The sequence below is a fragment of the Lentzea sp. genome, assembly GCF_036380075.1.
Classification (GTDB): Bacteria; Actinomycetota; Actinomycetes; order Mycobacteriales; family Pseudonocardiaceae; genus Lentzea.
In genome coordinates, this window is the sequence record NZ_DASVFL010000100.1 from 22713 (window position 1) to 36838 (window position 14126).

At 72.1% G+C, this 14126-nt stretch carries 18 protein-coding genes; 8 read left to right on the forward strand and 10 right to left on the reverse strand.

Going from position 1 to position 14126, the window contains the following annotated elements; all coding sequences use genetic code 11:
- The first annotated feature begins 46 nt into the window (after positions 1 to 46).
- Both VF330_RS11885 and VF330_RS11890 read left to right on the forward strand, forming a co-directional pair.
- A complete protein-coding gene (locus tag VF330_RS11885; protein WP_330851602.1) occupies positions 47 to 463 on the forward strand; it encodes a nuclear transport factor 2 family protein in 417 nt (138 codons plus the stop codon).
- The gene (locus VF330_RS11890; protein WP_330851603.1) at positions 460 to 1368 is read left to right on the forward strand and encodes a hypothetical protein; all 909 of its coding nucleotides are present in this window, start codon (positions 460 to 462) and stop codon (positions 1366 to 1368) included. The genes VF330_RS11885 and VF330_RS11890 overlap by 4 nt, the downstream gene beginning before the upstream one ends.
- On the opposite strand, the gene VF330_RS11895 is transcribed toward VF330_RS11890, so the two are convergent.
- Positions 1365 to 2093 carry an RDD family protein gene (locus VF330_RS11895; RefSeq protein ID WP_330851604.1) on the reverse strand — a complete coding sequence of 243 codons (729 nt, stop codon included), beginning with the start codon at positions 2091 to 2093 and terminating at the stop codon, positions 1365 to 1367. The two genes, VF330_RS11890 and VF330_RS11895, sit on opposite strands and share 4 nt — an antisense overlap.
- Positions 2094 to 2112: 19 nt before the next feature.
- Between VF330_RS11895 and VF330_RS11900 the strand changes: the two genes are divergently transcribed.
- Entirely contained in the window at positions 2113 to 3120 is a 1008-nt protein-coding gene (locus tag VF330_RS11900; protein ID WP_330851605.1) for a stage II sporulation protein M, read from the forward strand.
- On the opposite strand, the gene VF330_RS11905 is transcribed toward VF330_RS11900, so the two are convergent.
- The 6 genes from VF330_RS11905 to VF330_RS11930 form a co-directional block, all read right to left on the reverse strand.
- Positions 3117 to 4406 (reverse strand): DUF58 domain-containing protein, encoded by a 1290-nt coding sequence (locus VF330_RS11905; protein WP_330851606.1) that lies wholly within the window; start codon positions 4404 to 4406, stop codon positions 3117 to 3119. The genes VF330_RS11900 and VF330_RS11905 overlap by 4 nt on opposite strands.
- A gap of 1 nt (position 4407) precedes the next feature.
- The gene (locus VF330_RS11910) at positions 4408 to 5364 is read right to left on the reverse strand and encodes a MoxR family ATPase (protein WP_330851607.1); all 957 of its coding nucleotides are present in this window, start codon (positions 5362 to 5364) and stop codon (positions 4408 to 4410) included.
- Complete coding sequence (locus VF330_RS11915; RefSeq protein WP_330851608.1) at positions 5361 to 6392, reverse strand: DUF4350 domain-containing protein; 1032 nt, start codon at positions 6390 to 6392, stop codon at positions 5361 to 5363. Before VF330_RS11915 ends, VF330_RS11910 begins: the two co-directional genes overlap by 4 nt.
- A complete protein-coding gene (locus tag VF330_RS11920; protein WP_330851609.1) occupies positions 6389 to 6988 on the reverse strand; it encodes a DUF4129 domain-containing protein in 600 nt (199 codons plus the stop codon). Before VF330_RS11920 ends, VF330_RS11915 begins: the two co-directional genes overlap by 4 nt.
- Positions 6975 to 7949, reverse strand: coding sequence for a hypothetical protein (locus tag VF330_RS11925; protein ID WP_330851610.1), 975 nt, complete (start codon positions 7947 to 7949; stop codon positions 6975 to 6977). The genes VF330_RS11920 and VF330_RS11925 overlap by 14 nt, the downstream gene beginning before the upstream one ends.
- 70 nt (positions 7950 to 8019) lie before the next feature.
- Positions 8020 to 8598, reverse strand: a complete 579-nt coding sequence (locus VF330_RS11930) for a uridine kinase (protein ID WP_330851611.1) — start codon at positions 8596 to 8598, stop codon at positions 8020 to 8022.
- Positions 8599 to 8716: 118 nt separating this feature from the next.
- On the opposite strand from VF330_RS11930, the gene VF330_RS11935 reads away from it, so the two are divergent.
- Complete coding sequence (locus VF330_RS11935; protein WP_330851612.1) at positions 8717 to 10066, forward strand: replication-associated recombination protein A; 1350 nt, start codon at positions 8717 to 8719, stop codon at positions 10064 to 10066.
- Here the strand turns inward: VF330_RS11935 and VF330_RS11940 are convergent.
- A complete protein-coding gene (locus tag VF330_RS11940; protein ID WP_330851613.1) occupies positions 10053 to 10526 on the reverse strand; it encodes a GNAT family N-acetyltransferase in 474 nt (157 codons plus the stop codon). The two genes, VF330_RS11935 and VF330_RS11940, sit on opposite strands and share 14 nt — an antisense overlap.
- A gap of 23 nt (positions 10527 to 10549) precedes the next feature.
- A complete protein-coding gene (locus tag VF330_RS11945; RefSeq protein WP_330851614.1) occupies positions 10550 to 10957 on the reverse strand; it encodes a MarR family winged helix-turn-helix transcriptional regulator in 408 nt (135 codons plus the stop codon).
- 83 nt (positions 10958 to 11040) lie between these two features.
- Here VF330_RS11945 and VF330_RS11950 point away from each other — a divergent pair, with 83 nt between their 5' ends.
- Together VF330_RS11950 and VF330_RS11955 are read left to right on the forward strand one after the other, a co-directional pair.
- Positions 11041 to 11937 carry an alpha/beta hydrolase gene (locus VF330_RS11950; RefSeq protein WP_330851615.1) on the forward strand — a complete coding sequence of 299 codons (897 nt, stop codon included), beginning with the start codon at positions 11041 to 11043 and terminating at the stop codon, positions 11935 to 11937.
- Positions 11938 to 11972: 35 nt separating this feature from the next.
- On the forward strand, positions 11973 to 12608 hold the full coding sequence (locus tag VF330_RS11955; protein ID WP_330851616.1) for a maleylpyruvate isomerase N-terminal domain-containing protein: 636 nt from the start codon (positions 11973 to 11975) through the stop codon (positions 12606 to 12608).
- Here the strand turns inward: VF330_RS11955 and VF330_RS11960 are convergent.
- A complete protein-coding gene (locus VF330_RS11960) occupies positions 12605 to 13216 on the reverse strand; it encodes a GNAT family N-acetyltransferase (RefSeq protein ID WP_330851617.1) in 612 nt (203 codons plus the stop codon). The genes VF330_RS11955 and VF330_RS11960 overlap by 4 nt on opposite strands.
- Before the next feature lie 231 nt (positions 13217 to 13447).
- On the opposite strand from VF330_RS11960, the gene VF330_RS11965 reads away from it, so the two are divergent.
- Positions 13448 to 13840, forward strand: a complete 393-nt coding sequence (locus VF330_RS11965; protein ID WP_330851618.1) for a DUF948 domain-containing protein — start codon at positions 13448 to 13450, stop codon at positions 13838 to 13840.
- On the forward strand, positions 13837 to 14106 hold the full coding sequence (locus tag VF330_RS11970) for a hypothetical protein (protein ID WP_330851619.1): 270 nt from the start codon (positions 13837 to 13839) through the stop codon (positions 14104 to 14106). The genes VF330_RS11965 and VF330_RS11970 overlap by 4 nt, the downstream gene beginning before the upstream one ends.
- The last annotated feature ends 20 nt before the right edge of the window (positions 14107 to 14126 follow it).

A 14126-nucleotide genomic window follows, 5' to 3' on the forward strand; every position in this document is an offset into this window, starting at 1 on the left:
TAACCGGGGTCACCGTTCCGATTCTACCGATGTGGGGGCACGACAGATGACGCGCACGCCAGAACAGATCGTCGAGCACGTTCGCCGGATGGTGGCGGGGGAGGAGACGCACGGCCAGTTCGCCGACCTCTTCGCCGAGGACGGCGTGATGGCCTACCGGTTCCCGACGTCCTTCCAGCCGGCGGAGATCCGGGGCCGCGAGGAGATCCGCGGCTACTTCACCAAGGTCCGCGGGGCCTCGGTGCGCGACAGGATCGAGATCCAGGGCGTCGAGGCGCAGACCTGGCTCACCAACGACCCCGCCGTGGTCGTCTCCGAGATCACCCACCGCGGCTGGTCGAAGGTCAAGCAGGACTACTACACGTTCACCGCCGTCGCGATCATCCGCTTGCGCGACGGCGAGATCGTCCGCTACGACGACTACATGAACCCGTTGCTGCTGCAGGAACTCCTCGGCGTATGACGTTCGACCTCGCGGCCTGGTGCGTTTCCACGTTGGGGAGCGCACCGGCCGAGGTGTTCTACTCACGGGTGTCGATCTCGTCGGTGCACGGGGTGCGGCTCGACGACGGGCGCTCGGTCCACGTGAAGGCCCGCGAGGACGACGGCCGCGCCGAGTCCTGCCTGACGGCGCAGGCGGTGCTGGCTTCGCGCGGATTCCCCTGCCCCCGGCCGATCACCCCGGTCATGCAGGCCGGCGGACTGGCCGTGCACGCCGAGGAGTCGTTGCCGGGCGGCTCGATGCTGCCGGGTGCCACCGCCGCGGTGGCCCGCCGGTACGCGGCCGTGTTCGCGCGGCTGGTGGCGGAGCTGGAGCAGGTGGACGTCGCGCCACCGCTGCCGAACCCGCGCTGGTCCCGCTGGGACCACACCGGTCCCGGGCTCTGGCCGGCGATCGGCTTCCTCGACGAGCGGGACCAGGCCGTCGTCCCCGCGTTCGTCGTGGACCTGGCCGGACGGACGCGCAAGCGGTTGCTGGCCGCGCGGCTGCCGTGCGTGCTGGGACACCTGGACTTCGAGGCGCAGAACCTCCGCTGGCGGGACGGCGAGGTGCTGGCCGTGCACGACTGGGACAGCCTGGGGTGGCAACCGGAAGCGGCACTCGCCGGCGCGGCTGCGGGCGCGTTCGCCAATGCGTCGCCGCCGGGCCTGGTGCCGGTCGGGAGCACGGCGGCGTTCCTGGAGACCTACCAGGAGCGGCGCGGGCGGCGGTTCAGCGCCGAGGAGCGGGAGGTCGCGTGGGCCGCGAGCCTGTGGACCGCCCTGCACAACGCGCGGTGGGAGGCGTTGCACGGGGACGCGCCGGTGTCGCTGGCGGCCGTCCGCGAGCAGGGGGCTGAACGCCTCCGGCTGGCCGGCGCCGCCTAGCTCGCGCGCCTGCGCCGTTCGGCCAGCACCGCCGCCAGGTACGCGTGCGGGTGCGTGTACTCGGCACGGGGCGACCGGATCGCGGCGCCGACGTCGTCCGCCAGCCGCACGCCCAGGTCCCACTTGGCCTTCTCGTTCAGCTCCGGGTACCGCGTCAGGTACTGCCGCACCGCCAGCGCCAGGTCCTCCGGCAGCAGCGAGAGGTCGAGCCCCGACGCCCAGTCCGCCAGCTGCGGCGGCATCTCGGTGGGCGAGACCTCCCGCTTCGGCACGCGCGTGTGGATCACGACCGTGCCCGCCAGGTAGTCGCCGACCCGCTTGCCCTGCGCGGAGAACAGCGACACGAACAGCGCGATCGCCCCGCCCAGGCCGAGCACCCAGAAGTCGACGACGAACCCGCCCAGCGCGCGCACCAGGGCCTGGCGGAAGCGGATCGCGCCGCCGTCGTCGCGCACCACGCGCAGACCCATGACGAGCTTGCCCAGCGAACGCCCGCGCGTCAGCGTCTCGACCGCCGTCGGGTAGCCGACCATCACGGCCACCGTCGTCGTCAGCGCCAGCGCCGACTGCAGGGCGTCGTCGAAGCCGACCGGGAAGATCAGGAACACGAGCAGCAGCAGGCCGAACTGCACGGCCACGTCGAACGCGAACGCCACCGCCCTGCTCGCGAGCCGCGCGACGCGCAGGTCCAGAACTACGGCTTCACCGGTTACCAGGTCCCCCACGCGGATAGTGTGACCCATCGTGGATCTGGACGTGTTCATCGAGCGCCACCGCGCGTCGTGGCAGCGCCTCGAGCAGCTCGTGAAGCGCTCGGGCAGGCTCACCGGGCCCGAGGCCGACGAGCTGGTCGACCTGTACCAGCGCGTCACCACGCACCTGTCGACCGTGCGCAGCCAGACCCCGGACCCCGCCACCGTCGAACGCCTGTCCGCCCTCGTCGCCGGTGCCCGTGCGGCGCTGACCGGCGCGCACACCCCGGCGTGGCGCGTGGTCACCCGCTTCCTCACCCACCGCCTGCCCGCCGCGATCTACCTCGGCTGGCGCTGGTGGGTGCCGGCCGGGCTGGCGTTCTACCTCGTCACCGGCCTCATCGCGGCGTGGGTCGCGACCAACCCGGAGGTTCAGGCCACCATCGCCGCACCGGACGAGATCCGCGAGATGACCAGGGCGGGCGGCGGCTACGAGGCCTACTACTCCAGCGGCCCCGCCGGGTCGTTCGCCGCGCGGGTGTGGACGAACAACGCCTGGATCACCGCCGCGTGCCTGCTGCTCGGCGTGCTGGTCGCGATCCCGCCGGTCTACCTGCTCCTCACCAACGCCCTCAACGTCGCCGTCGGCATCGGCCTGATGTTCGGCGCCGGCCGCGGCGGGCTGTTCCTCGGACTGCTGGCGCCGCACGGGTTGCTGGAGCTCACGGCGGTGTTCGTCGCGGCCGGCATCGGCATGCGGCTGGGCTGGCAGGTGATCGATCCCGGCCGCCGCACCCGCGCCGCCGCGCTCGCCGCCGAGGGCCGGTCGGTGGTCGCCGTCGCGCTCGGGCTGGTCCTGGTGCTGCTCGTGTCCGGTGTGCTGGAGGGGTTCGTGACGCCGTCCGGACTGCCGACGTGGGCCAGGGTCGGCATCGGGGTGGTCGCCGAGGTGCTGTTCCTGCTCTACGTGTTCGTCGTCGGGCGGCGGGCCGCGCGGCAGGGCGAAACCGGTGACGTCGATGCGAGCGAACGCGAGGACGTCGCACCGGTCGCCGTTTAGAGCTTGCCCGCGGCCTTCAACGCCAGATAGCGGTCCGCGAGAGCGCGCGGCAGTTCGTCGGGCAGTGCGTCCACCACGTCGACGCCGTGTCGTGCGAGCAAAGCGGTGATGCGGCGGCGTTCGGCCAACGTCCGTTCCGCGGCAGCGGCGGCGTACACGGACTCCAGGTCCCCACGGCCCGATGCCATCGCGTGCACCGCGGGATCGGACACGGACGCGATCAACAACCGGTGCCGCGCGGCCACAGGCGGCAACAACGGCAGCAAACCGTGTTCGATCGACGGCTCCAGCGACGTCAGCAACACCACCAGCGACCGGCGTGACGCCCGGCGCAGCACCTCGGCGACCGCCCCACGTGCGTCGAACTCCACCAGTTCGGCCTCCAGCGGCGCCATGGCCTGCACCAGCACAGGCAGCGAAGCACGCGGGACGGACGCGCGGACCTTCGTGCTGAACGCCAGGAAGTCCACCTGGTCGCGGGCGTGCGAAGCCAAGGCGGACAACAACAACGCGGCGTCCATCGACGTGTCCAGTCGCGGCAGGCCACCCAGCGCGCCGTCCACCCGACCGGCGGAGGTGCGGGACGTGTCGAGCACGATCGTCACCTGACGGTCGCGCTCCGGCCGCCACGTCCGCACCACCACGTCCGACGACCGGGCCGACGCACGCCAGTCGATCGAACGCACGTCGTCGCCGATGACGTACGTGCGCAAGGAGTCGAACTCCGTGCCCGCGCCACGGATCAGCGACGCACGACGGCCGTCCAACTCGCGCAAGCGTTCCAGCAGCGGCGGAAGGTGCCGACGGCTGTGGAACGGCGGCAGCGCACGCACGGTCCACGGCACCTCGTGCGAACCCTGCCGTGCCGCAATGCCCAACGGGCCAAGGGAACGCACGGTCACACGGTCGGCCACGCGATCGCCACGACGCACGGGCCGTAGTTCGAAGGACAACACCCGCGAACCACCGGCGGGAACATCGACCGCAACCCGGTCGGCGACCACGCCGGCAGAAGGCGCCCACCCGTCCCGAAGAACGCCACGCAACCGACGTCCGGGGTTGTGCACGGTCAGCTGCACCACGCACAACTCCCCCGTACGCACCGAGGTCGCCCCACCGCGCGTGAACGTCAGCCGCCGAACACCCGCGGCCAACGACAGATCGACGACGACACACAGCAGGAGAACGCCGAACATGAGGAACACGCCCTGCCACGACGGCAGGACCAGCCCCACCACGAGGACGCCGATGAGCGCGAGCAGACCCGCGCGGCCCGTGAGCGCCACGTCAGCGCGGCACCTGGACCGCGCCGAGCACGCCGTCGAGCACGCCGTCCGCCGTGACGCCCTCCAGTTCGGCCTCCGGACGCAGCTCCAGCCGATGCCGCAACGCGGGCCGTGCCAGCGCCTTCACGTCATCGGGCGTCACGTAGTCACGGCCCGACAGCCACGCCCACGCGCGTGCCACGGCGAGCAGAGCCGTTGCGCCACGCGGAGAAACGCCCAGACGCACCGCCGGAGACTCGCGCGTCGCACGGCACACGTCGACGACGTACGCGATGACCTCGGGCGCCACGGTCAGCGACCGCACCGCCGCGGAACCGGCCTCCAGGTGCGCCGCACCGGCCACCGGCGACAGCGAGGAGAGGTCGCGCGGGTCGAACCCGGCGGCGTGCCGTGACAGGACGTCGATCTCGTGCTCCCGCGCCGGGACCGGCATGGTGACCTTCAGCAGGAACCGGTCCAGCTGCGCCTCGGGCAGCGGGTAGGTGCCCTCGTACTCGACCGGGTTCTGGGTCGCCACGACGATGAACGGCGACGGCAGCGGCCGCGTCGTGCCGTCGGCCGACACCTGCCGCTCCTCCATCGCCTCCAGCAGCGCGGACTGCGTCTTCGGCGGTGTCCGGTTGATCTCGTCGGCGAGCAGCAGGTTCGTGAAGACCGGGCCCTGGCGGAACGAGAACGCCGCGTTGTGCGCGTCGTAGACCAGCGAGCCGGTCAGGTCGCCGGGCATCAGGTCCGGCGTGAACTGCACGCGCGTGGTCGACAGGTCCAGCGCCCGCGCGAGAGCCCGCACCAGCAACGTCTTCGCGACGCCCGGCACGCCCTCCAGGAGCACGTGCCCCTTGCACAGCAACGCGAGGATCAACGACGTCACCGCGGCGTCGTTGCCCACCACGGCCTTGCCGATCTCCGTGCGCAACGCCACCAGCGCCGTGCGTGCTTCCTCAGTGGTGACAGTCATCCCTTGCGAACCTCGTTCTCCAGTGCGTCCAGCTCGGACGCCAGCGCGACCAGCCCCCGGTCGTCCACCGGTTCCTCGGAATAGAGCAAAGTCCTGATGTCGGAAGTGGAACGCGACGTCCTGCGGGCGATCTCGCCGGACGGGTCCTCGCCCGCGGGCAGCCCCAGCAGCGGCGTCAGCCGGTCGCGCGCCGCCTGCCGCAGCACGGAGGCCGCGTGCCCGGCGGCGTGCGACCGCCGGTAGAGCCGGGCGCGTCCCTCGACGGTCTCGGCGGCGCGCACCACGACCGGCAGCGGTTCCGGCACCACCCGGCCCAGCCGCCGCGCCCGCCACAGCGCGAGGAGCACGGCGGCGACGCCGAGCTGCAGCGCGCCGAACTTCCACCCGTCCGGGACCAGGTCCGTCAGCGTCTTCTGCTGCGACCGGTCCGCCGCGGACGGCACGTACCAGACCAGCCGGTCGTGCTGACCCAGCAACGACAGCGCGAGCGCCGCGTTGCCCTCGGAGTCGAGGTCGCGGTTGGTGAAGATCGCGCCGTACCCGATCGTCGTCACGGTGCCCGTGCGCACCAACGTCGAGTCGTAGCAGCGTTGTTCGCCCTCGTAGACGAACCCTCCGGTGGTCGCCGCCCCGGCCTTCGCCGCGAGCGCGCAGCCGGGCTGCCGGGTCTCGGGCTCCACCCGGTTCACGCCGCCCGCGGGCGCCAGCAGCACCGTGGCGGCGGCGCGGCGGCTCAGGTCGGCCAGCCGGGCCGGGTCGATGAGGTTGGGCTGCGTCACGAACAGCGTCGCGCCCTCGACCGAGGACGCGTCGTCGGTCAGCTCGACGCGCACGCCGTTCTGCTCCAGCAACCGCGCGACGGCGTGACTGCCCTCCGGCCGGTACGACCGCGGGTCGAGCGAGCCGCCCTCGCCGGTGCCGCGCAGCAACGTGAGCACGACGGCCGTGAAGAGGATGATCACGCCGATCAGGAGGGGACCGCGGGCCGCCGTCCAGATCCGCCGGGCGTCGGGGGAGACCGCCGTCATCCGCGCACCCTGTCGTCGACGGAGACCAGCCGCCGGTAGCCCTCGCCGGTCGCGGGACGGCCGCCGTACCAGACGTCGTCGAACTGCACGGCCGCGCCGCGCAGGTCACCGGCCAGCGCCGGAAGGGCCTGTCCCGCCTCGGATGCGACCTCGTCGACGGTGCGCCCGGCACGGGCGTCGAGCACGCCGCGCTGCTCCAGCTCGCGCACCACCGCGCGGAACCGTTCGCGCACGGCCTCGGCCAGGTCGCCGGCCTCCGCCGCGCGTTCGGCGGCGGCGCGGTGCTCGGCGGCGGTCAGGACCGACGTGCCGAACACCTTCGCGCCGGACCGAAGCGACCGGGCGGTGCGCCCGATGCGGAGACGAAGGACGACCACGATGACCACCACGACCACGACGAGCACGGTGACGGCGGTGATGCCGCTGACGCTACCCGCCCCGGCGAACAGCTCGCCGAGGCGGTCCAGCACCCAGTCGATGGCGCGTTCCAGCGGGTTCGGGTCGTCGGAGACGTACGCGGGGTCGCTGAGCTCCCGCGCGGCCGCCTCCCGCGCCTCGTCCCGCCCGAGATCTACCGGTACGTCAGCTACCGCCATGCCCCGCGGCCCGCTGGAGTTCGATGTCCATGCCCTCGGCGCGCATCCGGCGGTCGACGTAGAGCAGCACGGTGACCGCGGCGCTGAACGGCAGCGTGATCGTCGAGGCGATGATCGCGCCGATCGTCGACAGGACCAGCGACCCGATGCTCAGGGCGGCCGCCGGGTCGGCGCTGAAGCCGGTGGCCGCCGCGCCCAGCAGGCCGAACGGCAGGCTGACGATCCAGCTGATCACCGCGCTGACCACGGCGGCCAGCAGCAGGACGCCGAACGTGCGCCACCAGGCGCCCTTGACCAGGGCGTTGGAGCGGCCGAACGCCTTGCCGACGCCGCAGCGCTCCAGCACCAGCGCGGGCGTGACGAGCGCGAAGATCACGTACAGGTAGATGCCGGGGATGACGCAGAAGACCAGGCCGACGGAGATGACGAGGCCGGACAGCAGCGTCGCGCCGAGCAGCGGCAGCAGCCGCGGCTTGAACTCCTCCCACGCCTGCGCGAACGACACGGGCTCGCCCAGCACGGCGTGGCCCACCACGACGGTGACGAAGCCGGACAGGAACACGGTGCCGAGCAGCAGGGGGATGACGCCCAGGAACGTGCCGCTGAAGAAGCCGACCAACGAGTCGCGGAGCTGGTCGACCGCCTGCTCCTGCGTCACCGCGTTCGGGTCGAGCCTGGCCAGCGCGGTGAGGTCGTCGAGGAACGGCAGCTGCGCCAGCAGGCCGAGGATCTGCGTGACCGCGGCGACGACGGCGGCCGCGCCGATGATCAGCTTCGGGTAGCGGCGCATCGTGGTGACCGCGCCGTCCACGATCTCGCCCACGGCCAGCGGCCGCAGCGGGATCACACCGGGCTTGATCGACGGCTGTGCTCCCGGCGGAGGCGGCGCGTTGTAGCCGTACTGCTGCTGCGGCTGGTTCGGCTGCTGGTCTGGTGAGGACCAGCCGGGCGTTTCGGACATAGCGGCTACTCCCGGTCGTGGTGTGAGCGGGATCCTGCCAGATCAGAGCCCTCGCCACAGATCAAGCTGATCACGAAACGAGCTCGGTCCGCGCCCTGGCCGGCGTGGTGCGGCGCATGCCGGCGGCCACGCACCTCCTGATCACCTCCGGCTGTTCGCGCATCAGCCTCAGACCACGCCTGACCAGCGTCGGAACCGGTTTGCGGGCCTCGGCGACGTCCCTGGCGAACCGGCGGACGAACGTGATCGGCGGGCTCGGGGCGAGCACGACGGCGTCCCGGAGCACCCCGGCCTCGCGCGCTCCCGCCACCAGTAGGTCCGCGAAGAGCCCTTCCGCGATGAACGCGGGCGCGTCGCCGAGCTCGATCGTCTGCGTGCCGACCGCGCGGTCGGCACTGATGGAGTAGACCGGCGCCTCGACCTTTCCCGTCTCCGACAGTTCGACGACCGCGGCGAGAGCCTTGGCGGCGTCCCACGACCGGATGTCGTCCCAGTCCGCGCGCCCGTGCTCGTCGCGGGGCAGCAGCGGGTCGTCGCCGTCGCGGTAGAAGTCGTCCAGGCGCAGGACGGGCCAGCCGAGGTGGGCGGCGAGGGTCGACTTGCCGGAGCCGGACGGTCCGGCGAGCAGCACGGCGCGGGGGATGGGCACGGAACGCGATCCTCCCACACGCTCCAGGGCTCGAACGCCGTGCCTCAGCGCCTCCGCACGTCAACTGGGCTCGAACGCCGTGCCTCAGCACTTCTGCACGTCAACTAGGCTCGAACGCATGAGCGAAGGTCTGTTCGACGACGGCCTCTTCGGCGCCACCGACGAGGAGAAGGCCGAGCGCATCGCGGCCAACGCCCCGCTGGCCGTGCGGATGCGCCCGGCCGCGCTGGACGAGGTCGTCGGTCAGGACCACCTGCTCGCGCCGGGCGCGCCGCTGCGCCGCCTGGTCGAGGGCGCCACCCCGGCGTCCGTGATGCTCTACGGCCCTCCCGGCACCGGCAAGACCACCCTCGCGACGTTGGTCTCCAAGGCGACCGGGCGGCGTTTCGTGGCGCTGTCGGCGTTGTCCGCGGGCGTCAAGGAGGTGCGGGCGGTCATCGACGAGGCCCGGCGCCGCCTGGTGCGCTCCGGCGAGTCGACCGTGCTGTTCATCGACGAGGTCCACCGCTTCTCCAAGACCCAGCAGGACGCGCTGCTGGGCGCCGTCGAGGACCGGATCGTGCTGCTGGTCGCGGCCACGACGGAGAACCCGTTCTTCTCGGTGGTCTCGCCGCTGCTGTCGCGGTCGCTGGTGTTGCAGCTCAAGTCGCTGACCGACGACGGCGTGCGGTCGGTGATCCGGCGCGCGGTGTCCGACGACCGCGGGCTCGGCGGGTCCGTCGTCCTGGAGCCCGAGGCGGAGGACCACCTGATCCGGCTGGCGGGCGGCGACGCGCGCCGGTCGCTGACGGCGCTGGAGGCGGCGGCCGACTCGGCGCTGGCGTCGAACGGCGGCGTGATCACGCTGCCGCTGCTGGAGTCCACCGTGGACAAGGCGGCGGTCCGCTACGACCGCGACGGCGACCAGCACTACGACGTGACGTCGGCGTTCATCAAGTCGATCCGCGGCTCGGACGTCGACGCGGCCCTGCACTACCTCGCCCGCATGATCGAGGCGGGGGAGGACCCGAGGTTCATCGCGCGGCGGCTGGTGATCCACGCCAGCGAGGACGTGGGCATGGCGGACCCGACGGCGTTGCAGACGTGCGTGGCCGCGGCGCAGGCCGTACAGCTCATCGGGTTGCCGGAGTGCGCGCTGAACCTCGCGCAGGCCACGATCCACCTCGCCACCGCGCCGAAGTCCAACGCCGTCACCACGGCCATCTACGGCGCCATCGAGGACGTCCGCAAGGGCGCGATCGGTGCCGTGCCGGCCCATCTGCGGGACGGTCACTACGCCGGCGCGAAGAAGCTGGGCAACGCGCAGGGCTACCGGTACCCGCACGACGTCCCGGAGGGCGTGGTGACGCAGCAGTACGCGCCGGACGACCTGGTGGGCCGCGACTACTACGAGCCGACGGGCCGGGGCGCCGAACGCGCGGTGTCGGAGCGGCTGCCGAAGCTGCGCCGCGTGATCAGGGGCGAGTGAGCGGCCGCGACCGCCACACGATGCCGTCCTCGACACGTTCGACCGTGAAGCCCTCGCGCTCGTAGAACGCGCCCGCCCGCACGTTCTCGGCGAAGTGCTCGATGTGGACTACGTCCGCGTCGATGTGCGCGCTGAGCGCGTCGATCAACCGCGGCCCGATGCCGCGACCACGCAGCTCGGGGGCGACGTAGAGCTTGTAGATGACGTGGTCGTCGTCCCGGCGCCCCCGCTGCCCGACGCCCACGATCCGCCCCTCGTGCTCCGCCACGACCACGAGCCCGTGCGCGACCGCACTGCTGATCCGCTCGTCGTTCCAGTACGTCGCCACCTGGGTGCGCGCCGCCTCGTCACCGATCAACGGTGTGTAGTGCGCCGGGACGTGCACCTCGCCGAACCGGCGGATCGTCGCGACGTCGTCGAGCCGTGCGTCCCGCACCACCGGGTCCCTGGTTGCGTCCACACCCCATCATCGCCGCACGGACGTCAGTCCAGCAGCTCCAGCAGGATGCGCTGGAGCTCGGTGCGGTCCCGCGCCGCGAGCTTCGCCAGCCTGCGGTCGAACTCCGCCGCGAGCGCCGCCAGGGCACGGGTCCGCGCCGCCTCGCCCTGCGCGGTCAGCACGAGCCGGTGGCGCCGCAGGTCCGCGTCGTCGATCTCGCGGCGCAGGAACCCCTTCGCGACGAGGTTGCGCACGTAGACCGTCATGGTGGCCTTCGGGATCACCAGCGTCGCGGCGAGCTCGGCGGGGTAGGGCGACCTCGGTGCCTCGGCGAGGACGAAGAACTCCTTGGGGTCCAGGCCGAGCGCGGTCAGCTCGGCGGTGCAGGCGTCCAGGACGACGGTCAGCAGGCGGTGGTTCAGCGTCCACAGCTCGGCGGCGTCAACCGGCATGGCTCTCCCGATGTGGTACCGTTTGGAACTAGTTCACTTATGTACTAGTCGTGTTGTTGAACAATACCGAAGGGAACGACCCGGTGCTGCGCCACCTGACGATCCCGCGCGGGCCGATCGAGCTCGCGGCCGACCTGCACCTGCCCGACGACGGCGTGACGCCGCGGGCCGTCGTGCTGTCCACGCCCGGCAGCAGCGTGAAGGAGCAGATCGGCGCCAACTACGCGTCCCGCCTCGCCGCCCGCGGCCTCACCGCCCTCGTCTTCGACCCCGCCCACCAGGGGCGCAGCGGTGGCGAACCGCGCGACCTCGAAGACCCGTACCGCCGCGGCGAGGACATCTCCTACGCGATCGACGCGCTGAGCACGGTTCCCGGCGTCGACCCGGACCGCATCGGCGTCCTCGGCGTCTGCGCCGGCGGCGGCTACGCCGTGCACACCGCGCGCACGGACCACCGCATCAAGGCGGTCGGCACCGTCGTCGCCACCGACATGGGCGAGGCGTTCCGCGGCTTCCAGCCCGACGGCCCGGTGGCCGCGCTCGACGCCATGGCCGCCGCGCGCGCCGAGGAGAACCGCACCGGCGAGCTGACCCGCCTGAACTGGCTGCCCGACACCCTGCAGGAGGCGGGCCCGACCGACGTCGACACCACCCAGGCGATCACCTACTACCGCACCGAACGCGGCCGCAGCGAGCACTCGACGAACCGCCGCCTCGCGCGCGGCGACGCGCTGCTGCTGGGCTACGACCCGTTCCACCTCGTCGACCCGCTGATGACCCAGCCGCTGCAGGTGGTGCTGGCCGGGCGCATCGGCAACACCGGCAGCTACGACGCCGGCATGCGGCTGTGGAAGACGGCGCCCAACCCGGTGGACCTGATGGTCGTCGAAGGCGCGGGACACTACGAGATGTACGACGTGCCCGAGCACGTCGACGCCGCCGTGGACCGGCTCGCCGCTTTCTACGACGCGCACCTCTGATCTGGACGCCTCTGGGCCCGCGTAGCTTCAGCGCGGTGACGATCAGAGAAGACTTCCTGACCACGGCCCGCATCGCGCTCGACCTCCTGCGCCACGACGAGGTGGCGCGGCACTGGAACACCCCCAGCGCCCTGCCCGAGTTCGGCGTCAGCGGCCTCGCGGGCCACGTCGCCTACCAGGCCCTGCCGCTGCCGTCGATGATCTCCGCGCCCGTCGGCGACGAGCCCGTCGTACCGCTGATGGAGCACTACGCGCGAGCGGGCTGGACCGAGCTGGACGTCGAGTCCGACTTCCACACCCGCATCCGCGCGGGCGGCGAGAAGCTCGCGGCGGAAGGCCACGCGGCGCTGTGCGACGAGCTCGGGCGGACGCTCGCCGAGCTGGAGAAGTCGTTGCCCGGCAGCGAGAACCGCCCGGTGCGTATGCCGCACTGGGGTCCGTGGGCGGTGTCGCTGGACGAGTACCTGCTCACCCGGCTGATGGAGCTCGTCGTGCACTCCGACGACCTCGCGGTGAGCGTCGGCGTGGACACGCCGGAGTTCCCGCGCCCCGTGAACGAGGCGGTGATCGACCTGCTGACCCGCATGGCGCTCAACAAGCACCGCGCCATCGACGTGGTGCGCGCGCTCAGCCGCAAGGAACGCGCACCACAGGACATCACGGCGTTTTAGCGCTTGCAGACCATCAGCAGCGCGAGCTTGCCGGACAGCATGATCTCGTCCGCCGCCACGAACCCGCCGGCCTCGAACGACCTGATGGCGCGCACGTCGCGCACGTCCGGCTCCACCACGACGCGCGTGCAGTGCGGGTCGGCCTCGAACAGCGCGTCGGTGAGCCGGGGCAGCAGCGAGCGCACCAGCCCGCGGTCGGTCAGCGCGAGCTCGCCGACCGCGAGGTTCAGCCCCAGGTCGTGCGGCCGCGCCGGGTAGCACTGGGCGAGCGCGTCGCGGGCCGCCCGGTACAGCTCGGCGTAGATCACCGGGCGCCCGTGCCAGCCGACCAGCAACGGCCGCACGTCGTCGCCCGCCAGGTGCTCGCCGAGCCGGCGTTCCCACTGCTGCACGGTCCACGCCCGCCGCCAGAACGCCGCCACGTGCGGCGCCTGGTTCCAGCGGTGCACCAGGTGCAGGTCGGGGCCGTCCGGGCGGACGAGCCTGGCCTCCCAGGGGTCGCCCAGGTCCGGCACCGGGGGTGCCTCCGCCCTGGTGTGCCTGCGGTAGGAGTCCAGGTGCGACACCGGCTTCACGACGAAGGCCTCCTGCATCACTGGGGATCGCACGGGTTCCAGGGCGCGAGGCTGCGGTGTCAAGCCCTGTGTGACGGGTATTTCACAGCGTGTGACCGCGATGCGTCAATGAGCATTCCTCACACTCCCGCATCGCGGGCGGTCGTCCGGAGTCGCGGTCCAGCCTTCGAAGATCAACAATCGGTGCCGATCAGCTGGGTGTCGGACCCACCCGGTAACCTCATCCCCAATCCAAGCCAGAACACCGGTTCACCAGGAGGATCCGTGTCGCCAGGGTGGCTCGCCGCCGGTGCCTTCGTGCTGCTCGTGCTGCTGCTGGCGATCCCGGCCTTCAAGGCCGCGCGCTTCTTCGACGAAGCGACGATCGCGATGCGCAAGGCCCACGAGAACACGGACCCGTTGTTCACCGAGGCCAACACGACGCTCACGCACGTGAACACGCAGCTCGAGCGCGTCGACGGCATCACCGCCAACGCGCGCGCCGTCACGGGCAACGTCTCCGCGCTCACCAGCCTGTTCACCGCCACCCTCGGCGGTCCGCTGGTGAAGGCCGCGGCGCTGTCCTACGGCGTCAGCAAGGCCGTCAAGGCGCGCCGCAAGGCCGCCGAGCAGCCCAACAAGCACGCGAAGCGCCGTCCGAGGCGGGGGTCGCGATGAGCCGCCTCTTCTGGTTCGGGCTCGGCGCCGCGGCCGGTCTCTTCGCCGCGAAGAAGGCCTCCGAGGTGACAAAGCAGGCGACTCCGGCCGGCATCGGGGCTAACGTGGGCGAAGGCCTGCGCGAGCTCGCGGGCGCCATCGGGTCCTTCGGGGCCGAAGTGCGCGCGGGAATGGCCGAACGGGAACAGGAGTTGCACGAGACCGTGGAACGTCAGACGGGGTTCACGCCGGGGCGCCGAGCGCCCAGGGCGAACGGCAAGCACTAGTCGTTCGCCCCCGTGCCATG

Bases quoted from the DNA above. Each gene is read 5' to 3' on its own strand.
- VF330_RS11885 (WP_330851602.1), top strand. From the start codon at position 47: ATGACGCGCACGCCAGAACAGATCGTCGAGCACGTTCGCCGGATGGTG.
- VF330_RS11890 (WP_330851603.1), top strand. From the start codon at position 460: ATGACGTTCGACCTCGCGGCCTGGTGCGTTTCCACGTTGGGGAGCGCA.
- VF330_RS11910 (WP_330851607.1), bottom strand. From the start codon at position 5,364: ATGACTGTCACCACTGAGGAAGCACGCACGGCGCTGGTGGCGTTGCGC.
- VF330_RS11915 (WP_330851608.1), bottom strand. From the start codon at position 6,392: ATGACGGCGGTCTCCCCCGACGCCCGGCGGATCTGGACGGCGGCCCGC.
- VF330_RS11920 (WP_330851609.1), bottom strand. From the start codon at position 6,988: ATGGCGGTAGCTGACGTACCGGTAGATCTCGGGCGGGACGAGGCGCGG.
- VF330_RS11925 (WP_330851610.1), bottom strand. From the start codon at position 7,949: ATGTCCGAAACGCCCGGCTGGTCCTCACCAGACCAGCAGCCGAACCAG.
- VF330_RS11935 (WP_330851612.1), top strand. From the start codon at position 8,717: ATGAGCGAAGGTCTGTTCGACGACGGCCTCTTCGGCGCCACCGACGAG.
- VF330_RS11945 (WP_330851614.1), bottom strand. From the start codon at position 10,957: ATGCCGGTTGACGCCGCCGAGCTGTGGACGCTGAACCACCGCCTGCTG.
- VF330_RS11970 (WP_330851619.1), top strand. From the start codon at position 13,837: ATGAGCCGCCTCTTCTGGTTCGGGCTCGGCGCCGCGGCCGGTCTCTTC.